This window comes from Clostridium estertheticum subsp. estertheticum (genome assembly GCF_001877035.1).
Classification (GTDB): Bacteria; Bacillota; Clostridia; order Clostridiales; family Clostridiaceae; genus Clostridium_AD; species Clostridium_AD estertheticum.
The window spans coordinates 828,136-854,617 of the sequence record NZ_CP015756.1 but is presented as its reverse complement, the minus strand read 5'-3'; the positions used below and the strand labels follow the sequence as shown (position 1 = coordinate 854,617).

Sequence of the window (26,482 nt, the reverse complement as noted above, 5' to 3'; positions counted from 1 at the left end):
TATCTAACATAATACAAACTGATCTGCCTTAAAATCAATTTCTAAATATGTGTTATCCTTTAAAAATATTCTTCCTATGATATATCAAATATTCCTTTTTTATAGGATACTCCTTAGGGCATGAAATTTGCTTATCTTTTATCTCAAACAATATATCTATTAATTCAGGACTGATATTTTCTAAATTAGACGGTATAAGAATTTTGTACTTATCATCCAAAGAAATAAAGCCTTTATCAAATAATTTATCATATAAAACTGAAAAACAAAGTCCATTACCTGGATCAAGTCTTGTATCCACTCGGTCGGACCATGGAATAATGTGGCTAGCTATAATTAAATCTTTTTCTCTAATTCCAGTCAAACAACATTTACCATTAAAATTCTTCAGTACTTTTTTTCTGAATAAACCTTGTTTCTGTCTTATATTTACTAATGCTTTATGTGTTATCTCTTCATATGATATATTTTTCGCTTCTGTTAGATAATTTGTATTTCCATAAAAAATAGCTACATCCCTATTTTCACAACACTTGTTTAGCATAAACTTGTTGTTTTTTATTTTACACACCCAACGAACTCTCTTGTTTTTTTTGTCAGCAGATAAAAATTCTTCTATAAAAATGTCTGAAATATATTTAAATGGAATTATGTAAAAATCTTTTTCAATATTTTTATCCCCTATGATTATCAAATTAAAGCAATCGTCAAAGCAATTAAGATATTTTTTAACTAGTTTGTATGAAAAGTCAGCCCAATAGTCAGATTCAGGTTCAGCTTTTCTTATATAATTAAGTTTTTCTAATTTTTCTCTTTGAATTAACAGTAAGTTTTTCATTTTCGCTCCCTATAATTTGCGAATGTTTTTATAAATAGTAGTATATCCAAAGCACCATAAAAATATTATTAAGTAAGACTAATTTTAAGGATAGACTTAAATGATATTTAGAGAAGGAAATTACAAAGGCAATACTTGGTCAATCTATAATGAAGATTGTAGAAAGGTACTTAGTGAAACTGTTTGCAAAAATAGCGTCGATTGCATTATTACTAGCCCACCATATTTTCAAAAAAGAAATTACAGTAAAAAAGGAACTAACATTGGAAATAAGGCAAACTATACAATTAAAAAGTTTACTAAATTAGATGCAACTAAAAATGAAATCGGTAATTGTAAGAAAATTGAGGATTATTACTTAGAACTAGAAGCAGTTTTTAATGGATGCTACAGAGTTCTAAGGAATGATAAGTTTATGTTTATAAACATAAACAAATTGAGAATGGATAAAAAAACTATTGATATTAGCGGAAAAGTTATTGAATTTGCAGAAAAAGCTGGTTTTGTGCATAGGGACACAATAATATGGATAAAAGAAAATCCTGTACCACTTGCCCCTAATGCCAGCCAATACTATCTTTGGGATGGATGGGAATATATCCTTCTATTTGCAAAAGGTAGTCCAAAGTTGGATATAAGTAAATTTATTAAAAATTCTAGAAATTACAAATGTCCAAATTGTGGTGTAACAAATAAAATTACAAAAAATGGAAGACCAAACTATTTTTCCTCCTATATCGGATTCTATGGAAATAACATGGGATATAAGAAAAAAAATCATCAAGCTGTTTTCCCTGCATCACTACCTAAATATGCATTTAGTATTTCAACAGTGAAAGGTGACACTATACTAGATCCTTTTGCCGGTAGCGGTACAACCCTTATTGAAGGTTTAAACGAAAACAGAAATGTTATTGGATGCGAATATGATAAAAATACTTTTAATAAGCTTACCGAACGAATAGATAATAACTATCAGATATCATTGTTTGATAAAAAACATTAACTAACCGTTCTATTATAACCACTAACTTTTACATTCACCCCTTTTATGCTAAACTTAATAAGAGGTGTTTTATATGAAGAAACTAATAAAAGTTGTAGCAGCTATTATTGAAAATGATAATAATGAAATCCTATGTGCCCTTCGCTCACCAATAATGTCCCTTCCAAACATGTGGGAGTTTCCTGGTGGTAAAGTAGAAAGTGGTGAAACTTTAAAAGAAGCTATTGAAAGAGAAATAAAAGAAGAGCTCCATTGCGATGTTGAATTTATAGATATATTTAATGATAATACTTTTGAATATGATAAATTTATAGTAAATTTAATTACTATTAAGTGCCGCATAACAGCTGGGACGCCTACTGCAAATGAGCATTCAAAATTGATATGGTTACATAGAGAAAATTTACTTTCACTAAACTGGGCTCCAGCAGATGTGAAGGCTGCAAAACAGCTTGCAACAGAAAAGGTATAGCAAAATAATTTGCTATACCTTTTTTATGAATTCTATATATTTATCTGTTGGCATTTCATTCTTTAACTTTATCTTAACCGTTATAGGCTTTTCTCCTTCATACTCTATCACATCACCCTTACCTATATAAATATAAGGTTCAGAGGCTCCATCAATTTGCTTATATTTCCTCACAAAAATATGTAGATTAATTCCTCTTTCTTTATTAAAAATGATATTTTTACCTCTTTCTGAACTTTGAGACGTGCTATTTGGACTTTGCCATTGAAAGTATTTGCTATCTATAAACTTATCTTTATAATTTATACTTTCCTTAATGTCTTCTTCCTTATGTAGATCTACAAAAATAAAATATTCATTTCCATTTGTTATAAGTCCACTTCCTCTAAAAGAACTATGAATTTTAGTATAATTAGAAAGTAACGCTGCATCTATCATTTGATACTGCTCATATAACTTAAAAAATGGCACTCCATAATACTTACTTTCAAACTCTTTTTCATATCTTATAAGAGCATAATTTATAACATCTTCAATATATATTCTATATTTTTCATTGTGTACCACCGTCTTAAATTCCCATGTACTACTTAAAAGATCACCATTAAGCTCAAAACGTTTAACATTATTTTTAACCTGAGCTGAATCATAATAGTTTTGATTTAAACACTGGAATGCATGTTTAATACTGTCATCATCTACACCATCAATATACTTTAATATCTCATTCTTAGCTTGCATTAAACTTATTTTTTCATTGCTTAACAAATATTTAATTATGCTATATTCATAAACTCGTTTTATAGGCAACTTTGCTGATAATTCTTTAAGTATTTTAAGAAAAACTTCCTCTTCCAATAACTTTTTTAAAACATCATCATTCTCCATCTTAGCTACAAACCCAATATAAGTTTTTTCCTTACTTAAAAATCTTAAAGGATCAGGTGCTCCATCATACTTTATATAATCCATAAGTAAATATGGAGTTTTTCCACTGTTCATCATCTTAAACTCTAAATATTCTTCCTTTAAATATCTCATGGAATTAAAATTTTCTTCAGTTAACTGTTCTAATATTCTCTCCTGAGCGATTCTATCCATCTGTATATTTGTGCATCCAGGTATATTACCAAACTGAGTTGCTACAGCTACCTTTAAACTATCTTTATCATAATATCTTGCACCATTTAATGCTATGGCAATTAGAAATACTTTTTTATGATTACCTATAAAATCTAATACAGTTAAAAAGGATTTTTCTTTATGAGTTCTAAGTCCACGACCAAGCTGTTGTATGAAAATTATAGGCGAATTAGTTGGTCTAAGCATTAATACTAAATTAATAGATGGAATATCCACGCCTTCATTAAATATGTCTACAGTGAATATAACTTCTAATTCTTCCTCATCTGCTTCTAATTTTTTTATATAATATTGTCTCTCATCAACAGAATTATCTGCACTTAAGCATACGCTTTTAATTCCTCTTTTGTTAAATTCAGCTGCCATATACTGTGCATGATCAATACTGGCACAAAAACCTACTCCTTTACGTTTCTCCCCATCATATCCGTAAAATTCCATCTTATCTATTATGAAATCAACTCTCTCATTAACCTTTAATCTTTTAGTTATTTCATTAATGTCCTGCGTATTTACTCCGCTAAGATCAATACCCTCTATATCTGATATTCCAAAATAATGAAATGGAATAACGAGTTCTAGCTTTAAAGCTTCCCTAAGTCTTAATTCTAAAGCCACATTATTATCGAAAATATCAAATATGTTTCCGTTATCACATCTTTCTGGTGTTGCAGTCATGCCAAGTAAAAACTTAGGTTTGAAATACTCCATAACCCTTTCATAAGACGAACTAGAAGCATGGTGAGCCTCATCAATAATCATATATTCAAACTCATCACTCTTAAAATTTCCAAGATTATTATTCATCGATTGTATAGTTGAAAATAAATAATCCGCATCTAAATCCTTGCTTGTACCGGCTAAAAGTCCCGTTGTAATATCTTTGTTTTTAACTAACTCCTTAAATGTTTTTTCTGCACTTCTTAATATCTCTTCCCTATGAGCCAAGAAAAGTAACTTTTTAGGTTTATAGCTAATAGCATCAAATGCTGACATATAAGTTTTACCTGTGCCGGTGGCTGCAATAACCAAAGCTTTATCTTCGCCAGCAGCTCTTAATCTATATAAATTATCCATAGCTTTCTGCTGCATATAGTTAGGCTTAATTAATTGATAGTTACTAAAGTCTAAGTTGTTATTTTGTTGACTTTTTTTAAGTTCCTTTAAAAAGTTACTGTAGCTGTTAATAAACTCATCATCAACAATAGAAGTTGATTCCCATAAACTTAAATACTCCTCTAAAACCTCACGGGTAAAACTGTCATCTTTTTTAGAAATAACTTTAACATTCCACTCCACATTACGCTTTAAAGCTCTTTGAGTTATATTAGAGGATCCTATAATTATTTTATACTCATCTTTGTTTTCAAAAATATAAGCCTTAGTATGAAATCCCATCTCATTCGTAGCCACAAAAACCTTTAAATCAATATTTTTAAACTTGTTTATCCTCTCAAGTGCCTTTGGTTCAGTAAAATTAAGATATGTAGATGTTAATATCTTACCCTTCACACCTTTTTCCTCAAGTTCCTTAAAGCTATCTAATAAAAGTTGAAGTCCACTAAAATTAATAAACGCCACACTAAAATAAAACTTCTCACAGTCGCTTAAGCATATCTTAAGTTCATCTAATAAATTTCCTTTTTCTGAATTCACTATTAGTTTATTATTTACTAGAAATTCGGTGTTTTCTATTTCTTTATGTTTAACATCTACAAAATTAATCTGCTGTTCCTCTTTAATATCTATCTTGTTAAATATTGAATTCATCTTATCCCCCGTAATTTAATATGTAGCTAATTTTATTTAACATAATTTAATTTATATTTCTAAATTATCACCACTTATACACATACTCTAAACCTTCAGTCTGAACTCATTTATTCTTCGATTTATATAACTGCTTAATCAAACTAAATATGTACTCGATATCCTCGTCATTACTTATTTGTATCTGATAATCGCCATTTCCCCAATGTCCAGTATTTGAAACATCTCTTGCAATATTTCTAGGATCATCTAACGTACCTGCTTTTGTATTTAACCAAATTTTCAAGGCTTTTTTTTGTAAATGTATATCTAGCATTACTTTCTTATTATATATAAAACCTAATTCTAATTTTTTAGCTTTTATATCAATAGTGGCATCTAATGATAGTATAAAATCTTTTATTTTTCCATATAACTCAATAATTTCTTCACTAGAGTTATTTAAGTGCTGTTCTTCTGTATATACTTTAACTTCTGTATTTACAATATCAACTTCACTACCGCTTGTAGCTATTGTCTTTATAGATTCACTACCTTTTGATGATTTAATTAGATTAAAATACATTGTATCATTAGTAAATCTCTTTACTTCCCATAACTCAAAAGGTAAGTCTTTAAAATTAATAGCCTCCTTTTGATAATTATTAAAGGCTGGAGATACAAATATAACCCTTGATTGTGACCAGTCCACATCGTCTCTCTTTAATGTGCTATTACAGTTTTCATTATACTCAAGTATAAAATCAGCCTTATTATTAAGCATTAAAGAAAGATACGAATAGCCTTGATCTATAACACTAAAGTTACTAGTATTCTTATACTCAATAATTACAAAAGACTTACTGCTCTCATTAAATGCTAAAGTATCAAGCCTAAAGTTATTAAAAGAAAATTCCCTCTTAACAAACCTTAACCCAAATATATTTTCTAAATTATTTTCACATAACTTATGAAGTTCCACTTCCTTTGAAAAAGTATTTTCCTTTATTTCCTCTAAGTTATTCCCATCTATTTTATATAAAAACATAACCATTACCCCTTTACTTATAAAACTCTTCGCTTTCCAATTAAAAGTTACTGCATTTACCTTTTATAAATTTCTTTAAAATTTTAAATCTAATCTATTCAAATATTTTTAACATTTTAGCTTATACACCCAAATATACTTGTTATTATATAAGTATTCGAGATTTAATGATCATTCCCTTTTTACTTTTACTGCTGGTGCAAATATCGATAATTACTCTTATTACGCCATCATTATTATATCAATAAAGATTAAATGTTTTGCTATTAATCTTTATAAAAAGTGCGACCTCTTTAAGAACTGATTATTCGTTGTTGCTAACATGCCAATAGGGACTCTAGCAAGTTTGCTAGAGTCCCTATTATTGGTGAAAAAATAAAATCTGTGGAATGGTATAACCACTAGCCTGGTTTCGAGTCAAACTATATAGTATTCATTTTTATCTAATGGTTCATACCCATAACTCTTTTTCAAAAAATAATTAGATTTTTATCATTGATTTACTTGCACCTAGTAAATCACTAAAACTTTTAGCTTTTACTAGGTCAAAAAGTATGCACTTACTATAAATCCATCACAATTTCTTCATCTAATATCCTTTTTCTTTCTTTCCAGTCTGGCATTAAAGTATATAGAAAATCATAAAAGTCCTTATTATGGTTCCTGTATTTCATATGAATTAATTCATGTAAAATAACATATTCAATACAATACTTAGGTGCTTTTATAAGTTCTCTATTCAAAATTATAATTTGTTTTTCTAAAATACATGATCCCCATCTTGATTTCATCTTTCTAATATTAATCTGAACATTAGGTATCTCATATTTTTCGACTATTTTATATGTTTTATCGTAACTACTCATAAATATTTTTCTACATTTAAAATCAAACCAGTTGTTTAATAATATCTCCTTACGTCTGTACTTACTCTTATCTTTGACATATAGATAAATATATCCTCTAAAGTATTTAACACACTCATTAGTACTCTCTAAAACTTTTAGTCTATATTGCCTTCCTAAGTATTTTATTGTTTCTCCACTAACCATTTCTTTTTTAGCTGTACTTTCCGGCTCATGATATTTAAAATACTTGGTTTGTTTAGTAATCCAGTTAGCCTTTCTTTCAACAAATGCCACTATGAATTCTATTGGTACTTCCTCCCTAGCAGTTACAATAACTTCTCCTGTAATCCTAATATTTAAATTTATGTTTTTAACTTTCTTTCGTTTTATGCTAAATGCAATTTTATCTGCCCCATATTTTACTTCATATATGTTCATTTTTATCACCTAATACCTTTTTAGTGCTACATTCTTTACCTTTTCGATTATCTTGTCTATATCTTCAAAAGGAATATCTAAGTTGCTTTTACTAGTATAATCATATAAAATATCATCAATTTCTTGAGCTATTTTATTGTGTACATCTATATTATCATGCCAATCAACTTTACAATTTTCTTTTATTACATAATCAATTTCTAAAGCCAAAACACCTATTTCATCTTCTTTAGTGGTATAGGAAGCTTTACTTTCTTTGATAACGTTATTAACTTCTCCATAAAATGCCTGAGCATTTTCATTGTTTTTTATTGAATCTGGATAATAAGTATCATCTTTCTTCGCTCTATAGTTTTTCATTATATCCTCAATTTTAGTTAAATAATCTAAATCTGATGCCTCAGATATTCGCCTATTTTTATATTCTTCCAAAACTTTTTGGATTCTATCAGAAAACCTCTGATAATATGCTGGATTTTCATCATATTTTTCTGATATGCTCTTGCTAAGTCTTGTTCTAATAGTATCTGCTTTAGACCTTGGATTTGTAATTCTTTCTACCTCTTCCTCAAAGGCTTCCTTGTCTAATATATCAACAGGATTTGTAATTATCATCATACCTTCTGCTGCTATATAATTATCAATTAATTTTTGCATTCTAGCTTCATATTCTTTAGCATCAATACTATCTGAATATCTGTGTTTTACTGATTCCCTTAATTTTTGATAAAACTTAAAAGCAGACTTATATTTCTCTATTTCTTCTTTACCTAAAGCATTATAAATTTTTTCTGATTCCAATGCTATAGCAATATTTCTACCAAAGTTGCATAGTATATTATAAAAATCTTCTCTTACTTTTTTATCTGCTAAATATATTTCATATTCCTCGACATCATCTTTATTTTTAATTATGCTAAAGAAATTAACAAGCTCTGTATAATATTGTCTAATGTCACCAATAATCATAATAACATTATGTACGGCTCCTTTTAAATATTTCCCTTCAAAGCTTTCAAGTCCTGCACCTGAATACATCTCCATAGCATCATCTAGCTTTTTAATTAAGCCCCTATAATCTACTATATATCCATATTCTTTATCTTTATATAGACGGTTGATTCTTGCAATTGCTTGAAGCAATGTATGGTCCTTCATTTCCTTATCTATATATAAAACAGCGGCCCTTGGGGCATCAAACCCAGTTAAAAGTTTATCTACAACGATTAATAAATCTAACTCTCCATGATCGAATTCGTCTTTTAAAGTCTCCTCATAGTCCGTGGGATTTTCATATTTATCCATCATTTCATTCCAAAATTCAATTATTAAATCATCTGGTTTTTTATTAACTTCGTCATAACCCTCTCTCATATCTGGTGCCGAAATAATCACTCCAACATTTAAGTCACCTAAAGCTTCAAAAGCTCTTAAATATTTAATGGAATCTTTTTTGCTATTAGTTGCAAACATTGCTGTATAAAGTAAGTCTTTAGATTTGTAATTATTTATAAAATGCTCATTAATATCAAAAGCTATCAAACTTATTCTTTGATCACTAGAAGCTACTTTTTCAAACGAACTCCATTTTTTCATAACTTGATCTTTATGATCATCATTTAAATTTCTAGTTATTATATCTAATTGCATATCAATAGCTTTCTTATTAACACTTTGTTCTACCATTTTTCCTTCATATAAAAGAGGTACTATAGCCTTATCATTAACCCCATCTACCATTGTATATTTATGAATAAACTTCCCACCGAACTTATCAAGAGTTTTATCATTTTTCATAAGTGGAGTACCTGTAAACCCTAAATAACATGCGTTAGGAAACACTTCTTTCATCTTAATATTTAATTGGTTGTATTGACTTCTATGAGATTCATCTACTAAAACAAAGATATCTCTCGACTCAAGTTTTTTTTCTTTTTTTGATGCGGTATTAAATTTATGAACTAATGTAGTAATAATATCTGCTTCATTATTCTCTATCAAATCTATTAAATGTTTTCCTGTAGCAGCCCTAATAGCTTTTAACCTTGTATGATTAAATGTTCTATTAATTTGCTTGTCCAGATCAATTCTATCTGTAACAATTACAACTCTAGGTTTAAATTGTTTAAGCTCAGATAAAATATATTTTGCAACCATAACCATGGTCAATGACTTACCTGATCCTTGAGTATGCCATATTAACCCTGATTGTCTATTCCCATTTTTATCGTTTTTATTAATAGTCTTAATTATTTCCTTTACAGCAAAATACTGTTGATATCTACATATTTTCTTTATATCCTTATCAAATAAAATGAAGTATTTAATTAATTCAATTACCCTGCCAGGATAAAATAACGAGACAATATTCTTATCTTGGTTTGTAGGTAATCTATCAATTACTACTTTTTTCACTTTACTATTAAGCCACTTTTCATCTTGCTCTTTCCAAACACTCCAAAACTGCTTAGGTGTACTGCAAGTAGCATATTTAGTTTCATTCTTATTTGTAGCCATAACAATTTGTATAAATTTAAAAAGTTGTGGTATGTAATCCTTAGATTGATTCCTTAACATTTGGCTAATTCCCTGCTCTGTTAAAATGGAAGATTTCTTACATTCAATTACTCCAAAAGGAATACCATTCATAAATAGGACTAAATCTAGTCTAGGACTTTTTCTCCCGTCCTCACTTTCAACAGTAACCTCCTCAACTACATAAAAATCGTTATTATTTGTTTTGTCCCAATCAACAAACTTCATCGTAAAACTACGCTTGGTACCATCTTGTAAATTTTCAATATAACTTCTACCTAACATTAAAGATTGAAATATTTTTTCATTGGTTTTAACTAACCCATCTGTTAATAATTCATCAATATCCATTGAAGCTTCATTAATATTTTTTTCACTAAACTTGTACTCTTTTCCTTTATAAGTATATGAGTTCAACTCATTTAACTTTTTTTTTAATATTGGCCTTAACAAAACATTATAAAGATTGCCCCTTAATTTACTAGCCTCCTTAGTATCTATGTATTTATAATCTAAATTCTTTAATACCTCTATAGCTGGAATTTGACTTATATTCTTTTCATCAAAATCTTTGTTATCCATGTACATTCCCCCCCACCGTAATTCCCCATAATACAAACTAAAAACAGTTAATATTAATTTTATTAACTGTTTTGAGATGTCTAATCACATTTAACTCTTACTATTCCTGTTAGGAGAATCTGCATTAGACCCTTCTTTTGTTGTTTGAGAGTTTCTAATTCCTTTTTCAGCCAGTAAATTTCTTTATCTGCTGTTCTTAAAATATTAGCTATTTGCTTTTGTTTTTCTAGTTTTTTAGGTATAGTGACATTTATACCTTTAAAATTTTTATATTTTAAATTTAGAGTATCTTTAACTAATCCTTGAGAATATCTATGAAATAAATTTATAACTTGTGGTAACTTAAATAAATATGACATAAACTCAGAATCTACTTTTTGTGTTGATTTAAGTACTGTATATGCTGGACTTACAATGCCTTCATACTGTGATAATCCTGAAACCCCTTGCCACATTCTCATAGTGTTGTATCCTATATCACCTTGTAAAATCCTCTTATACTTGCTCTTATCTTCACTTGAATTATCTGTTATATTAACTTCTCTTCTTCGAACCACTCCATTAGCTGATGTAATAGCTAATAATTCTAAGCCATTATATCCAATTTCATTACGTTCTTTCATTACTGTTCCAAGTTTTACTGTCTTCCATGCTCTATCAGGTCCACTCAAAATTCTCTCCATTAATCCTTTTTTCTGTTTTTGTTTTTCTTGTAGGAGTTTTTGTTTCAATGTTATAACTTTATCAAATTCACATAAAACCGTTCCAATTTTTTTATTTTCAGTATTATTTGATGAAATAAAAATATCACTATTTTCTATACCGGATCTTGTAATACCAGGAATCAAACCAGCAGAATCGCTATTATAATTTGCTTCTTTGTGTTGTAAATTATAATATACTAAACTTTTCAATTCATCTTGGGCTCGGATGGCCATTAACTGTCTTCCTATACAGTACTCATTCATCACAATAAAGCTTTTCCCAACTCCTGAGCCTTTTACTGTAATTAAAATATCATCCTTTGAACACATACTTTTAGGTTTTGAGGTATACCTTGTAATATTTGGCTTTTTATCTACAAAATCTGATGGACCTGTTAGGTATGGTATCCCATTTTTATCTTCATTATAATCACTTGCATTTATGTGTTGTCCTGATATCAAGGTTATTATATCTTTTAATTTCTTTTTATCCCAATCAATAGGAATTATTACATCATTAATTTTCTTATATCCTTTAGGTATCTTCCATTGTTTTATCATTTCAATTCTCTCAGCAATTCCTTTATTCATCGTTATTATCACCACTCTTCAGTTTTTTTAAGCTCTTCTTTTCCAATTGTGTAAATATCATATTTATTCCTTATCGCTCTAACTACTACTACTACTACTACTACTACTACTACTACTACTACAATCCAAGTTCATCTAAATACTTAGCCATTTCTTTTTCAACCTCCTGAAGTTCTGCTTTAATATTATTAATATTTTGAGCAACCTCATCCATATCAACCATTTTTTCTTCTTCAAATATGTCAACATATCTTGGAATATTTAAATTATAATCATTTTCTTTAATTTCATCTAAAGTTGCTAAATAACTATACTTATCAATAGTTTTATAATTATTATATACTTTTTCTATTTCCTTTAAATCTTCTTCTCTTAACTTATTTTGATTTTTATCTTTTTCAAAATGTCCTTCACCAGAGGCATCTATAAAAAGCACATCCTGTTTTTCTCTATTCTTTTTAAATATTAATATAGCTGCAGGTATACCGGTTCCAAAGAATAAGTTCGTTGGCAGTCCTATTACTGCATCTAAAAGGTTTCTATCTAATAGTTCCTTTCTTATTTTCCCTTCACTTGCGCCTCTAAATAATACTCCATGAGGCAGTACAACTCCCATTCTTCCGTCTTCAGCTAAAGAGTACACCATATGTAATACAAAAGCAAAATCGCCTTTACTTGATGGTGGTACTCCCCATTCAAACCTTCTATATGGATCTAGTGACGCTTCCATTTTAAACTTTTTATCATCAGATTCCTTACTATTTTCTGTTTCTGCCCCTGAAAATCCCATTGCCCATTTATCTAATGAAAAAGGTGGATTTGCTACAACTACCTGAAATTTCATAAGCTTATCATCTTCTAAATGAAGTGGATTCGCTAATGTATCCCCATTTGCAATCTTTGCATCATCTATTCCATGTAAAAACATATTCATCTTACAAAGTGAATGTGTTTGACCATTTCTTTCCTGCCCATATATTTGAGCTTTTCCATTAGGAACTTTTTTAAATGCTCGTATAAGTAATGAACCTGAACCACAGGTTGGATCATATATTCTATCATTTTCTTTTGGCTTAACTAATCTAGACAATAATTCTGAAACCATTGAAGGTGTAAAAAACTCTCCACCCTTCTTACCCGCATCAGATGCAAATTGAGCTATCATATATTCATAAGAGTCACCAATAACATCATTTCCTTCTAAATGCTCAGGCCTTAAGTCTAATCCATTGAAGTCAATTAACAATGTTCTTAATATATCATTCCGTTCTTTAGTGTTACCTAATATAACTTGCGAATTAAAATCTATATTTCTAAATACTCCTCTTAGTTTTGATTTGTTAGATTCTTCTATGTGCTCTAAAGCTTTATTAATTGTATCTCCTACTTCAGTTGAGTTTCTATTTTCATATAAATAATCAAAAGTTGACTTTTTATCTAAAGAAAATCTTTCTCTACCTAATGCTCTTTCAATTCTTGCTTCATCACCATTATATTTTTGTGCATATTCATCATAATGTTCTTTATACACATCACTTAAATACTTAACAAATAACATTACCAAAATATAATCCTTATATAATGAGGAATCTATCTTCCCTCTAAAGGTATCTGCAGCTCTCCATAAAGTTGAATTTATTTCCCCTTGTGTTGTCTTTTCCATGTCTATATTCCTCCTGTTTATTCAAACATTTTTCTCATAATTCCTTTATGATACATCGTCTTTTTTTCTATTAATTTATTCAATAATTTTTTTTCTTTTAAAATAAGCTCATTCATATCGATTACTTTATCTTGATATTCCACTGGATAAATAGGTATTTCAATCTCTCTAAATGAGCTTGCCTTCACTATGGATAAAACACTTCCAATAATATTTCCTACCAGTTGTCTTTTAACATTCTCTGAATTTAAATATATTTGCACATACTTAGGTAAAACATACTCAGTTTTTATTCTTATAATTATAAATAGAGATGTTACAACAATTCCCTCTAGTTCTCTTGGAATATAAATTGCTGTATTAGGATAGCTTAAACGTACAATAATATCGCCTTCTTGTGTTATCTGTTTATCATCTAATTTTTCATTACTTATAAATCCATCCAAATATTGTGTATCTAAGTATCCATTCTCGTTAAAGCTTCTTAATGTAAGGATTTTATATTTGTACCCATCATCATCTTCAGATTTCTTACGAGATATAACTAGCCCTGTATTTAGCGTAGTTGAAGAATCTCCTAACTTAAAATAGCTCATATGTTTCAATTAATCATCTCCTTCATATTAAATTATTTCCACTCTTTAATTTTATGTCAATACGGACCAGGATTTCCGGTCCATTAATATTAGTCTATCCTTGATTTTATGTATTCAAATATTTCTGTTAATCTTTTATATACATAATTAGGCAATCTATCTTCTACTCCTAATGTATTGTGTTTATGAATATGATATGGTTCAGTTTTAGTTTGTTGTTTCTTATTTTGATGTGGCTCACTATGAAATTTGATTATAATCTCCTCATTGCTATTGTATAAATCGTAATTGTAGTAATCAATAATTCCGCCTGATATATATCTTTCCGTTATGGAAAGAAAAGTATTGTCTTTAAAAGTATACGTTTTTCTTGTTACATTTGGTCTTGAACCCATTCCCGTTTGATCAATTTCAGCAACTGTTAATATTAGGTCTGAAAATTCTTTTTCTATAAGTTTAAAGTTAGATTTTTCTAATTTGCCTTTTAAATTATTTTTCATCTTCTCACCTCACTTAAATAAAAATATTGCAAGTCATTTTTGCATTGCAACAAAAAATTCTTACAATATCATTGTATTACCATTTTTTATGAAAGTCAAGAAAAAAGGCTAAATTAATTTTGTACTATATCTAAAATGACATAACATTTTTATAAAACTCTACCTAGCCATATTATACTATTGTTTTATTTTTTTCACAAGATATAACCATTCTCTTGCATCTGCTTCTTCTACTGAAGATTTATTTTCTTTATGTTCTAAAGTTTCTTTAAAGATTCCCCCATATTTTTTCTCAAAGAATTTTATATCTTCCATAATATATATGATTTCTTCATTTTTAGAAATCTCTATATCCTCCCCATATATTTCTACGATTTCTCTTATTGGAATAAGTTCTCCTTTGTTTGATTTCCACAAAGTATTTTCTGATATTCTAAGTTGTTTGTTTTTTTCTGATCTTTCTACATCTGCAAATCGACCTTCCTTTACCCACTTATTTATAGCTGTTATTGACACACCAAAATACTTTGCTAATTCACCTGTAGAATATGTTTTTTCACTTTCTAATGCTACTTCTATCATATAGTCTATCGCTTTTTTTAAATAATTCTTTATTAATTTTGAGTTCTCAAATATTTTCTCATCTATAGTCCTTAACTCTGACTTTTTTGATGATGTTTTTGCAACGTAATTAGTTATTATCTTTAAAGTATCAATTCCATCGGGGGTATTCATTAAACTATTTAGCATAGTATCAGCATACTTAGATGAATTTATCTTCTCTTTAGCTTTAATTGCAAACATCACTCCACCTCCTTGAATATTGGTTCGAGTTCAAACTGAAACCAAACTGCAACCTGTATTTATATTATACCAATAAAGTTATAAAATATGCAATCAATTTCAAATTTATTATTATGTAATTTATGGTAAGTTATAAAATGAAATGGCCTTATAGTAAAAATATAAATAGCAAATCCGCTTCGCTCATATGAACCCACAGTATAAATGAACAAATGATAACCATAATTTGTTTTCGTAATGGTTAAAATTTCACTAAATTACTCAAACTCCCGATCTAGACTTATACGTTATTATTGTATCTATATTTAATCATTTAACACCCAAATTACTAGAACATAACATGGAGAATGATCACGTTTATGGATACTGGCTTCCTGATAATGGCTCAACTAGCAACATATCTTGTCTATTCACTTCCAAATTATATAAAGGACCAAACCCTTAGGTATGTATGTACATTGGTATACTTAAAATTTTCTTATTATAGCCGATTTAATCAAAATTTAATATTCTTCAATAAGAGGAATAATATCTTTCCTAATAATTCTTTTAAACTTTTCATTTTCCATAATAGGTTTCTCTTTTTCTAAAAAATACGAATGGCCAATTTGTAAGTTTCGAGCATCCGTGCCTATGCACTCGCATATTCTAGCATTTAATTCTTTAAGCCATTTTTCTAGTGGCAATCCCTCAAATACAGTCTTATCAAACAAAGCATAATTCGGCATTAATTCAATGAACCCAGAACGTCTTCGAAGTGCTACGTCAATGCCTGTACGTCAGTTATACCCTTAACAATTGCATCCATTTCTCCATTTTCTTTGAATTCTTCATTTTTTATTCTTTTTCAGCTTTTATAAACCTTTGTTTATTTGAATTGCCTCCCTCTACATCATAAATCAGTTTATAACATATTGAACCTGATTACTATCTAATGAAGCTGTAGAGTCATCCATATAAGTTATATTAACTCCAACTAATTTTACACTTGTTATTGTGTTGTTATACCATGCACATTCCCACAAACTACCGCCTCCATCTGCTGAGTTAGGTGCACTTGGATATAAACTTGTTACTACCCATCCATAGAAAATTATAATCATGCTAAATATTATTTTATTTAGCCAGCCCTTCTTATTTTTAAATAATTTTCCAGACCTCACAGTTCGTTACGGAAGTTAACTGCTATTTTGAAATAAACCTACATCTAGCAAATTATTTCCTCCCCCTCCCTACATATACAAGAATTAAACTTACAAAGTCAAAAACTTCTAAATACACAAGTCTGCTATCATTGCTTTTATGTACAGTATATAAATCTGTAATTAATTTTGTATATCTTTAAATATTTTAGAAAGATAATTTTATAGAGATGATTTCAGATATAGAAATGTTGTATAATAGTCTTTGAATAAATGTTAAATATAAGGAGGCATATTCTCTATGAATCAATTAGTAAAAGAAAAACTAGATAAGTTGATAGCTTTATTTCAAGAAGTATCTAGTGAGTATAAATGGGAAGGATCTTTAACTAATCATTTTACTGCATTGACTTATACAATAAATAACAGAGAGTTTGATAAAGAAAAGATAAAAGATGTGAGAAAGTATATTAATCAAAATACAGGAATATTTTCTAATTATAGAGGGACTTCTAATATCATTTTATCAGCTTTGTTATCATCTAAATATGAGAGTCCAAAACAAGAATTTGATAGAATACTGGATTATGATAAAAAGATGAGAAAAGCAGGATATAAAAATAATATGTATTTACCAATAGCAAGTTATGCCCTTTTAACTAGCTGTAGTGGAGAAGGATTGGATACAAGAATAAACAAAGCACTAGAGATATATAGTGAAACGAAAAAAAATCATCCATGGTTAACTGGTGGAGATGATTATCCACTTTCTATACTTTTAGCTAATTCAGAAGACACTGTTAAAAATACTATAGAGAATATGGATGAATGTTATAAATTGTTAAATGAAAATGGCTTCCATAAAAGTAATGGGCTTCAATTTTTATCTCATATATTACAATTTCGTAAAGAAGAAAATAAAGTTACGGTTTTAAGATGTAAAGAAATATTTGATAAATTAAAAGATAATAACTTGAAGGTGTATACTGGTGGGTATGCCATGATTGGGTTTTTATCATTACTTGGAGATAAAGGGTATGATGCAGTAGATCAAGTAATTGAAGTTGTAAGTATTCTTAAGTCAACTAAAAAATATAAATGGTTAACGAAAGAAACTCATTTGTATACTGCGGCTGCTTTGGTTAGTGATGTATTTATTCAAAATATCAAAAATCAAAAAGATCTTATTCAAACAACTATTGGCATTTCTATTGAAACATTAATTGCAGCGCAAACAGTAGCAATCATTGCAGCAGCTAGTAGTACAGCAGCTATGGCTTCAACATCATCATCCTAATAAGAAGGTATTGGAAACAGAACTTTTCCTTTACGTTACCAATTTCTGTAATGGGGCCGTGTCAGCATCCTAAAAAAAGTAAATATAGACTATAGTGCATTTGGCTGAATCTTAAATGCAACTAATTTCCCTCCACCTTTAGGACAATAACCACTATTAACTTTTATAGCTTTTTCAACTAAGGTATTGTGAATTGCTTTTACATAAGTTACTCTAGTTTCTTTACTATCTACATTTAAAGAAAATGGATTTTGTCGGAAATGTTGGCACGACCCTCTATTGACCTATTTTACAGACATAAAGTGGGATATATGTTAACTTTCCATTGATTCTTGTGCTTTCCATCAATGATATGTTTTCTACACATATTTCTCTATTTTCTAGTCTAGTATTTTGCTTAATCATTGTAAAATCTTCTTTTAAAATTGCTTCCCTAACTAATGTAATATGTGGACTAAAAGGCTTTTCTTCTCTTTTAATTCCTATTTTTTCAAGCTCTAATTCTAAAGATAAGAAAAGTTTCTCTAATAAAGCTTTTTCACTTGTAATTCCCATCCAGAGCACTTTCTTATTTCCCTTTGGAAAAAATCCAATTGTGTCTGTCTGAAGTTTAAATGAAATCCCGCTAGCAGCAGTTTTTTCTACAGCTTGTTTTAAAGCTAGAATTTTATCTTGGGACTGCTCTCCTATAAACCTTAGTGTAATGTGGAAATTTTCTACATTACTAAAATTCCCTTTTTCCATACTAACTTTTAAATCTTGCTGAACTCTATACATATAGTCCTTTATATCCTTTGAAAACTCAATTGCTATAAACACTCTCATTTAATTCTCCTTTAGTATATAAATATCATTGTTATTTGTTTTTATTTTATTCTTATCATTTGGATAATTAGATGAAAATATACTTCACTATCCTTCCATCCCTAACCATAGCTCAGGCAATACTCGAAAGCACTTAGTTAAATTTAACTAAGTGCTTAAGCTTTTGGATGGATACTTTAGGTTCAATATAATTTTCGTTATATTGAGTGGCTTTTAATTTTTATTTATGCCTAAATTAAGGTAACAATAGTATACTTAAATAAGTATTTCGTTTCACAGTAGTTACAGCGTGCTAAATACTATAAGCCAAAAAGGTTGTTATTGTGGAAAAGTTTATGGAATTCAACGAAAAATTAGTTTATACAAATTTTAAAGGGGGTGTTTTTATGAGTATATTTAAAACAGCTATTATTCTTTTTGCGGTTGTATATATTATAGTTATAATACCTATAATTTTCCGATATCTTATTACTATAAAAAAGCTTAAACCAAATAAATTATCAAGGAGACTTTATGAGGATGATGAAAGTTTCATTAAATCTTGGGAAAAAATAAAAGAAAAAGGCATGTTAAAACATGTCCTTCAAAATACTATTATTTGGACTATTATTTTGACTATTATTATGTACATAATAAGCATCAGCCTATTATTTTTATTGGAGAAACGTAGTGTTCACAAGGCAATACAATACCAAATATTGTTTTCACCTTTATTAAAAGAAGGTATTATCTTAAGTATTCTAAAATCGCTAATGCAATGGTTTTTTGGAAAAAATAGATATAATCATTTAAAAGAAAAAGATAAAATATAAAGTGGAGGTTAACGTAAATGGCAGCGACAGGTTTTGTTTTTCTTATGATTATTATGTTTTTTAGCAGTTTCATTCTAACAGTACCGTCAATAATAGGACTTATAGCATGCAAATCATACAAGAAAAAGAAAGGTAAAAAAGCAAAGTTAATAATTCGTATATTATTAGTTATAGTACTACTAGTTGGATCAGTAATGTTTGCTATTCCGGTGGCTTTTAAGGGTATGATGGTTTACGAAAGCTACCATACAACACAGTATAATCTAACACTACCACCAGCTGCAGGCAGAGGAGATTTAGCAAGGGTAAAACAACTTTTAGATAGTGGAACTAACCCAGACCAAAACGATGGACGTAATTATACAGGATTAATACTTGCGTGTAAAGAAGTAGGCAACTATGATATTGCAAAACTTCTTATAGAACATAAGTGTACAGTGGACATTGAGATTAAAAAATATATCGATGAAAAAGAAGTAGGATATACACCTCTCATGTATGCTGTAAATAAGGAACAAAAGTATAACATTGTGAAATTGCTTATAGACAACAAGGCTAATGTAAATCATAAAGCATCATCAGATGGATGCACTCCGCTTATTAAAGCGACTCTGAATTCAGCCTATACAATTGTTGAACTTCTAATTAAAAATGGATCAGATGTTAATGCTACAGATAACAAAGGTAAGACGGTGTTAGCATATGCATGTAGTCAAAAATCTAACTCTACAAGCTATTCTATTATAAAGAGTTTATTAGAACATGGAGCATTAGTAAATTCTAAAACATCTACTTTAGCAAAACTTCTTACATTAGCAAAACAATATAATGTAAATACCCAGAATAGTGACAATGACTACTATACTAAGATTACAAGTATTTTAAACGAGTATAACACTAAATGAAATATGTTTAAGATAAAAAATGTGCATAGTTGAGTCTAGCATTACACGAATTTTTTTGAATTTAATTATATGAGGCGCAATATTCATATATGCCCGCACAATTCGCCCATATCATTAGATGTGGGTGGGAATTATATTAAAGATGTTAATATCGTCAAATGTCATGGAAGTCAGCTTTCACGGCATTTGCCCTTTATAATAATTCACTCGTATTACTAGCTATTAAATAATGATATACTTTATTTACAAGTTATTATGAAATTACATATTGTTGGAAACTAAATTAATTTGAATTGGAGGTTCATGATGTATAACTATATTATATTTGATGTTGATGGTACACTTTTAGATACCGAAATTGCAGTTCTTTCATCACTGCAAAAACTAGTGTCTGAGGAACTTAATAAAAATTATAGTTTTGAAGAATTGAAATTTGCTTTAGGTATTCCGGGAGAAGTAGCGTTAAATAAACTAGGAATTACTAATATTTTAGAGTGTAGTGAAAAATGGAATGTATATTTAAAAGAATATTTTCATCATGTGAAAATATTTGATGATATTAAGGAAAGTTTAGTTAAATTGAATGAAATGGGAGTTTCAATAGGGATAGTTACTTCAAAAACTAAAGAAGAGTTCTTAAATGATTTTGTTCCTTTTGGATTAAGCAATTATTTTAAATTAGTAGTTTGTGCTGATGATACAGAAAAACATAAGCCTAATGCAGAGCCACTTTTAAAATTTATCGAATTGTCAGAAGTAGATAAATCAAAGACTATATATATCGGTGACACCAAATATGATTTGGATTGTGCATTAGGTGCTGGTATAGATTTTGCATTAGCACTATGGGGTGCTAAATCATCAATAGGAATTGATGCAAATTATATTTTAGAAAACCCAAAACAAATACTGGAACTCGTAAAAGTCTAATTATACATGAATCAAATAGCCAAAGTTCGTGTTCTATCCAAAAACGAACTCTGGCTATATAACTAGCTTCTATGACTTCACTATAAAACAAACGAACTTTAAGTTGATAAAATACGAACTTTTTACGCTTTTTTATTCATTTTATCATTATTATTCTGATTCTTGGCTAAGGGAATAGTAGTATAATAAAATGAAATATGTGTATATGAATATATTACACTAGGGGGAAAATATTATGAGTCAGATTAAAAAAAATAATTTTTGGGCTACTTTTATAAGTTCGTTCGTTACATTTACTATAGGTGCTGCTGTGGGTGATTATTTTGGACTTAAAAGAAGAATATTTTCATTAGATACTGTTTTACGTTTTGGAATATTTATGATTATCTTTGTTATTATGCAATTCCTTGTTTCAAAGGTTATATATGTATGGAACAAAAACGTAAATAATAATAAATAGCGAGATATTGCTAACTAAAACCATTCTTGAGAAATTTTCTAGTGATTTGTCAGATGGGCTAATGAAGCTGTCAAATTTTAATTTTCATCCAGAAATTGAAGTTTTGGATTTTGTCATCTTTAATGAAGGCTTTACGTCTGGATTTTCTATCCGGATGTTTTGTATGACGAGAGACGCTAATGAATTTTCCCATGACATAAAAAATGATGGAGATACTTATTTTTCAGGAGGGTATGATTTGCTTCAACAAATTGAACATATATTTTCCTATGATGAACTTGAGTATTATGAGAAACTAGGAATTGATTTTTATAAAGAAGATTCTATAGAACTTATTAAATGGTTTTCAGAAATATGGAATAAAATTATTGCAGGAAAAATTAACATTCCTTCGTACTTATGTTTACATGACGATATGAGGTCTTTTGATTTAGTAAATTTGAGATGGATTTTAGACGACGAAAAATGGATTTAAAAATAAATTATTTATAAACCAATTAAGCGATTATTATGTTAAGCACATTGCTCTTCCGAAAGTAACACAATAGTAATTGAGTTACTTTCACTTTGAGGCTATTACTCATTTTTAAACAATTGTAAATACACTTAATTTATGGTAATTATGGTCTAATTAAATAAATGTTTTATGATCTAATATAAAAGGGAGGCTTTATATGGGAAGTGCAAGAGCTACTACAATTGTTTTTACAATTATTAACTTTGCTATAATAATTGCAATTATAATAGGGATATATAAAGCAATACAAAGTTTTAAAAATTATGTTAATAGAAATAAAGAAATGGAGAAAAAGATATCTGCCTTACTAGGATTATCACTACAGTTATAATTATAGGAATATCGTTTTTTCTCATTCGATATTTAAAAACAAATTGTAAATACAAGTTGCTTTTCTAAATGCTGATTATACTTATTGTTTAGTTCAATATAATAATCAATTAGGTTAAAAATCCAACCCTTCAAATTGGAAAATTCAAATCCTAAATCTTTTGCCTTATCAGTATTTATACTATAAGCTTTTTCACCATTGTATGGAGCTTTATCACCATTAAAAAGTCAATCCATTCACATTTGGTCTATTGCCTATCCCTTAAAGATATTATTATGTTGAATGCTTTTTATCATATCTACTACAATGTAATTGAATAGAAAAAGGGCCATAGAAATACTAACAGATTTTCTATGGTCTTTTTTCTATTGGGTTCATGTTAAGTCGACTGTTACTTTCCTTATATTGAAAATTAGTCATTGCATGTATCTTTCTATAATTTGAATTTAAGCACCATTTCATTAAGTTTTTGTGCCATTTCAGCTTGACTTTGAGCTGTAAATGCAATCTGTTCTACACCTTGGGACACCTCGTCAATACTTTCTTCTATAACTCCCGTACTTTCAGAAGAGCTTTGTGCAAGTGTGGACATATTTTGCATTCCATCATTCACTTCACTGATAGTTGTAGTAAGGTCTTCGGACATAGAAGCTATTTCTCCAGACATTGTACTAATAAAATTAGCATCCTCATAATATTGGATTCCCATTTTACTCATATCTTCAAGCTGAGGTTTAACATTTTCTTTAATAAATATTAATACTTCATTGCTATTTTGGGAAAGATTCTTAAATGCAGTTTGTACGCCACCAATTGTATTTTGAATGCTTACAACAGCCTTTGAAGTCTGTTCTGCGAGTTTTCTAACTTCGTCTGCCACAACCGCAAATCCTTTTCCCTGTGTACCAGCTCTTGCAGCCTCGATGGCAGCATTTAGCGCTAATAAATTTGTTTGTGTAGAAATACTTGCAATAGTGTCTGCCATTACCAATATATCATCAACCACACTACCCTCTTCTATAGCTTTCAGAATGCTTTTTTCTTTTTCGCTAAATACATTCTCTATACTTTCAGTAGCTTCTTTTCCTTTTTTCTGAACCTCGATTGCTCTTTCTTTTGCTTTTGTTGAATTATTATTTCCTTCTATTGATTTGATTGACAATACGTGTATTTTAGAATCCACTGTTTGAGCAGATACTGTTATTTTATTTGAAGTGGTACTAGTCTCTTTAACCTTAATAGCTATTTGTTTTGTCTCATTATTTATCTGTTGAAACTTTGCCGTCAACTCTTCAACTGTGGCAGATAGTTCTTCACTTGAGGCACTTAAATCCTGAGAGTTTCCTAATATGCTTTTTATTAGAGCAACTAATTCTTTCTTCATAAGGACAAATGCATTTGCAAGTTGCCCTACTTCATCCTTTGATTTCAGAAGATGATTACAACTGTCATCCTCAGACAAATCAAAATCTGCTGTTTTTTTAACAAGCTTTGTTGTCAAAATAATGGGTTGTGATATTTTTTTACTTATCCACCACCCTATTATAGAGAACATAATTGTAAGAAATAAAGCAAGACAAATAATTATTTTCTCTAAGATTATTATTCTACTAAAAATATCTGAGTTTTTAACAGCTATAACCATAATATCGCCATTTACTAACTTACTATAACCAAAAACATTTTCTTCGCCATTTATTTTAGCATATGTATAACCGTTCGTATTATTTCTCATAGTAGTAGCAACGGATTTTAAATACCCATTTTCAATTTTTTCTAAATTATCTTTAGTAGTATATTTTTTATCTACTAAAAAATCATATTTGTTGTTCAACAAAAACGCATATCCGTTATTATAAACACTTATACTATTTATCATCTTCCCATAATCACTAAAGAACAGATCAATAGCAAGAACTGCTACTAATTCATTATTTTTATAAATTGGTTTAGTATACGAAATTCTCTTGTCGTTACTAACAGATTTTCCACTAGCATTAACATGTGGGTCACTCCATATACCAGTTTTGGTTTTTATTGGGTTATAATACCATCCCATATTAGTTTTAGCCTCATTGAAATCTGATAAGATAAACTTGCTATTTTTTTTAAATTGTTTATCTTTGATTGTCCCTTCGTAACAAATTTGATATAGATCCTTTGTAATATCAGGATTTAGTATTAAAGTAATTCCTAGCCCATTCTTTTGACTTTCCCCTATCTTTTTTATTGTAGGGTCTATCGATGCAAGATAAGCCTTCGTATATTTTGGGTCTGTATTTGCTTTATTATCATCAAATGTTGTTGATAATATATTTTCTACATTATTTGCAGTATTTTCAGTGTTTAATAACAATTTATTTACTTCATTTGCCTTGTTTGAAGAAATATCAGTAAGTCGTGATTCAGCTTCACTTTGTATAACATTCTTACTCTCTATAGTACATACTGTTGCTATAATAGATGAAGTTAACAAACAACAAACAGTAATCGCAGCTACTATTTTGTAACCAATACTTGATTTTAGTTTTTCTAATAATTTCAAAACAAATCCCCCTCATGTCTTCTTGCTTCTATTTACAGTCATATTGCCGAAACTATAAATTCTTTTAAGTATACAGTAAAATTATAATGTTATTTCCTACTGCGTTAAATATAGAATACTCATTATCATAAACCCCTCATATTATTTTACCCTCGTTATAATATCGGCCAAAACATTTTAAAATTAACTACAAAAAAATAACATTTTATTAAAAAATGAATTATTGTTGAAAACCAGATTTAAAATTGCTCACGCTGAAAAAAAATTGTCTCAAAGTGAATTATAAGAACTTATTGTTGTATCTCGTCAAACAATCAGTTCTATTGAAACAGGTCCAACACAAGAATTTACGTTTAAAGAAGATAATGAATCACTAGAGTAGTAGTTTGTAAGTTTATCATATCCTTTATAAACCATAATCGATGACACAAAAAACATAATTCCAGATAATACATTCCAAACAGCTTGTTTACTTTTATCCATTTTTCACACTTCCTTTTTTTCTAAATTAAAAATGGAATTTATTTGTATTATATAATATTTAAGTATTTTTCTAATTGTAAATAATATTATATATAAATGGTATTTTTCCATAAAAAAGTAACTATTAAATATAATAATATTTAATAGTTACTCATCTAATAAATCATCTGTCCAACCTGGCATATTTTTATCTTTCCAAATTATATTGCCATCCCTTAAATCAATTACTTGCTTAAATTTTTCTGTATTATCATATACATTGATTTCATCTTTATTTTCATTATAATATATTGACTTATACATTGAAGTTTTACCAGCACCATTGGTGCCAGCGAATATTTTATACGTTGGCATAATTATTTACCTATTATCTTTTCTTGTTCTCTTTGTAAAACCATATTAGATAACGTCATATAAAAATCTTGCTCTTGTTTACTCTTTGCCTTTCTAAATAAATCCTTTAATTGACTATATGATAAACTTAAAAAAATGTCATATATTTCGTTATTTTTAATTTCCATATCTAATACCTCCAATTCAAACTATTTATATAATATTTATATACAAATATACCATTATAATAAACTATTACCTTATTATTAACACCACTATTGCAATTATGATTGAACCAATTCAAGGCGAAGGTGGAGTTATTCCAGCTACTGAAGAATTTATGAAGGGTACCCCTCCCTACATATACAGGAATTAAACTTACAAA

The 26,482-nt window shown here is 28.7% G+C and carries 25 protein-coding genes and 1 pseudogene; 9 read left to right on the top strand and 17 right to left on the bottom strand.

Features of this window, described 5'->3' with window-relative positions; all coding sequences use genetic code 11:
• Positions 1-52: 52 nt before the first annotated feature.
• Positions 53-838, bottom strand: a complete 786-nt coding sequence (locus A7L45_RS04080; RefSeq protein ID WP_071611578.1) for an HNH endonuclease — start codon at positions 836-838, stop codon at positions 53-55.
• Positions 839-938: 100 nt separating this feature from the next.
• Here A7L45_RS04080 and A7L45_RS04075 point away from each other — a divergent pair, with 100 nt between their 5' ends.
• The gene (locus A7L45_RS04075; RefSeq protein WP_071611577.1) at positions 939-1,844 is read left to right on the top strand and encodes a DNA-methyltransferase; all 906 of its coding nucleotides are present in this window, start codon (positions 939-941) and stop codon (positions 1,842-1,844) included.
• Positions 1,845-1,917: 73 nt separating this feature from the next.
• Positions 1,918-2,316 carry a (deoxy)nucleoside triphosphate pyrophosphohydrolase gene (locus tag A7L45_RS04070; RefSeq protein ID WP_071611576.1) on the top strand — a complete coding sequence of 133 codons (399 nt, stop codon included), beginning with the start codon at positions 1,918-1,920 and terminating at the stop codon, positions 2,314-2,316.
• 12 nt (positions 2,317-2,328) lie between these two features.
• Here the strand turns inward: A7L45_RS04070 and A7L45_RS04065 are convergent, their stop codons facing one another.
• The 11 genes from A7L45_RS04065 to A7L45_RS04015 all read right to left on the bottom strand — a co-directional run bounded on the left by A7L45_RS04065 (position 2,329) and on the right by A7L45_RS04015 (position 16,620).
• Positions 2,329-5,229, bottom strand: a complete 2,901-nt coding sequence (locus A7L45_RS04065) for a DEAD/DEAH box helicase (protein WP_071611575.1) — start codon at positions 5,227-5,229, stop codon at positions 2,329-2,331.
• Between the two features lie 106 nt (positions 5,230-5,335).
• The gene (locus tag A7L45_RS04060; protein ID WP_071611574.1) at positions 5,336-6,256 is read right to left on the bottom strand and encodes a DUF5655 domain-containing protein; all 921 of its coding nucleotides are present in this window, start codon (positions 6,254-6,256) and stop codon (positions 5,336-5,338) included.
• Between the two features lie 563 nt (positions 6,257-6,819).
• The gene (locus tag A7L45_RS04055) at positions 6,820-7,542 is read right to left on the bottom strand and encodes a M48 family metallopeptidase (protein ID WP_071611573.1); all 723 of its coding nucleotides are present in this window, start codon (positions 7,540-7,542) and stop codon (positions 6,820-6,822) included.
• 9 nt (positions 7,543-7,551) lie between these two features.
• Positions 7,552-10,659: a type I restriction endonuclease subunit R gene (locus tag A7L45_RS04050; protein WP_071611572.1), complete on the bottom strand. Its 3,108-nt coding sequence runs from the start codon at positions 10,657-10,659 to the stop codon at positions 7,552-7,554.
• A gap of 80 nt (positions 10,660-10,739) precedes the next feature.
• The gene (locus A7L45_RS04045) at positions 10,740-11,954 is read right to left on the bottom strand and encodes a restriction endonuclease subunit S (RefSeq protein ID WP_084647346.1); all 1,215 of its coding nucleotides are present in this window, start codon (positions 11,952-11,954) and stop codon (positions 10,740-10,742) included.
• 118 nt (positions 11,955-12,072) lie between these two features.
• Positions 12,073-13,617 carry a type I restriction-modification system subunit M gene (locus A7L45_RS04040; protein WP_071611571.1) on the bottom strand — a complete coding sequence of 515 codons (1,545 nt, stop codon included), beginning with the start codon at positions 13,615-13,617 and terminating at the stop codon, positions 12,073-12,075.
• Positions 13,618-13,634: 17 nt separating this feature from the next.
• Positions 13,635-14,213, bottom strand: coding sequence for a restriction endonuclease subunit S domain-containing protein (locus A7L45_RS04035; protein WP_170288038.1), 579 nt, complete (start codon positions 14,211-14,213; stop codon positions 13,635-13,637).
• An 89-nt stretch (positions 14,214-14,302) separates the two neighbouring features.
• Positions 14,303-14,713 (bottom strand): toxin-antitoxin system TumE family protein, encoded by a 411-nt coding sequence (locus A7L45_RS04030; protein ID WP_071611569.1) that lies wholly within the window; start codon positions 14,711-14,713, stop codon positions 14,303-14,305.
• Positions 14,714-14,890: 177 nt separating this feature from the next.
• On the bottom strand, positions 14,891-15,517 hold the full coding sequence (locus A7L45_RS04025; RefSeq protein ID WP_071611568.1) for a MerR family transcriptional regulator: 627 nt from the start codon (positions 15,515-15,517) through the stop codon (positions 14,891-14,893).
• 503 nt (positions 15,518-16,020) lie between these two features.
• Entirely contained in the window at positions 16,021-16,245 is a 225-nt protein-coding gene (locus tag A7L45_RS04020; protein ID WP_207647758.1) for a hypothetical protein, read from the bottom strand.
• 171 nt (positions 16,246-16,416) lie between these two features.
• Entirely contained in the window at positions 16,417-16,620 is a 204-nt protein-coding gene (locus A7L45_RS04015) for a hypothetical protein (RefSeq protein ID WP_071611567.1), read from the bottom strand.
• Between the two features lie 340 nt (positions 16,621-16,960).
• Here A7L45_RS04015 and A7L45_RS04010 point away from each other — a divergent pair, with 340 nt between their 5' ends.
• Entirely contained in the window at positions 16,961-17,956 is a 996-nt protein-coding gene (locus A7L45_RS04010) for a DUF4003 family protein (RefSeq protein WP_071611566.1), read from the top strand.
• Positions 17,957-18,232: 276 nt separating this feature from the next.
• On the opposite strand, the gene thpR is transcribed toward A7L45_RS04010, so the two are convergent.
• Positions 18,233-18,781, bottom strand: a complete 549-nt coding sequence (gene thpR / locus A7L45_RS04005) for an RNA 2',3'-cyclic phosphodiesterase (protein ID WP_071611565.1) — start codon at positions 18,779-18,781, stop codon at positions 18,233-18,235.
• A gap of 386 nt (positions 18,782-19,167) precedes the next feature.
• On the opposite strand from thpR, the gene A7L45_RS04000 reads away from it, so the two are divergent.
• From A7L45_RS04000 to A7L45_RS23090, 6 genes are all read left to right on the top strand, one after another.
• Positions 19,168-19,593 (top strand): hypothetical protein, encoded by a 426-nt coding sequence (locus tag A7L45_RS04000; RefSeq protein WP_071611564.1) that lies wholly within the window; start codon positions 19,168-19,170, stop codon positions 19,591-19,593.
• 17 nt (positions 19,594-19,610) lie between these two features.
• On the top strand, positions 19,611-20,498 hold the full coding sequence (locus tag A7L45_RS03995; RefSeq protein WP_071611563.1) for an ankyrin repeat domain-containing protein: 888 nt from the start codon (positions 19,611-19,613) through the stop codon (positions 20,496-20,498).
• A 306-nt stretch (positions 20,499-20,804) separates the two neighbouring features.
• Positions 20,805-21,428, top strand: coding sequence for an HAD family hydrolase (locus tag A7L45_RS03990; RefSeq protein WP_084647345.1), 624 nt, complete (start codon positions 20,805-20,807; stop codon positions 21,426-21,428).
• Positions 21,429-21,663: 235 nt separating this feature from the next.
• Positions 21,664-21,888, top strand: coding sequence for a hypothetical protein (locus A7L45_RS03985; protein ID WP_071611561.1), 225 nt, complete (start codon positions 21,664-21,666; stop codon positions 21,886-21,888).
• A 7-nt stretch (positions 21,889-21,895) separates the two neighbouring features.
• Entirely contained in the window at positions 21,896-22,363 is a 468-nt protein-coding gene (locus A7L45_RS03980) for a hypothetical protein (protein WP_170288039.1), read from the top strand.
• A gap of 199 nt (positions 22,364-22,562) precedes the next feature.
• Positions 22,563-22,736, top strand: coding sequence for a hypothetical protein (locus A7L45_RS23090; protein WP_169829562.1), 174 nt, complete (start codon positions 22,563-22,565; stop codon positions 22,734-22,736).
• Between the two features lie 433 nt (positions 22,737-23,169).
• Here the strand turns inward: A7L45_RS23090 and A7L45_RS03975 are convergent, their stop codons facing one another.
• From A7L45_RS03975 to A7L45_RS23080, 4 genes and pseudogenes are all read right to left on the bottom strand, one after another.
• On the bottom strand, positions 23,170-25,281 hold the full coding sequence (locus A7L45_RS03975) for a methyl-accepting chemotaxis protein (RefSeq protein ID WP_071611559.1): 2,112 nt from the start codon (positions 25,279-25,281) through the stop codon (positions 23,170-23,172).
• Between the two features lie 306 nt (positions 25,282-25,587).
• Positions 25,588-25,764: a hypothetical protein gene (locus A7L45_RS23085; RefSeq protein ID WP_169829561.1), complete on the bottom strand. Its 177-nt coding sequence runs from the start codon at positions 25,762-25,764 to the stop codon at positions 25,588-25,590.
• Positions 25,765-26,024: 260 nt separating this feature from the next.
• Positions 26,025-26,118 (bottom strand): annotated as a pseudogene (locus A7L45_RS24185) (ATPase); the annotation flags it as partial.
• A gap of 2 nt (positions 26,119-26,120) precedes the next feature.
• Entirely contained in the window at positions 26,121-26,285 is a 165-nt protein-coding gene (locus A7L45_RS23080; protein WP_169829560.1) for a hypothetical protein, read from the bottom strand.
• Between the last annotated feature and the right edge of the window lie 197 nt (positions 26,286-26,482).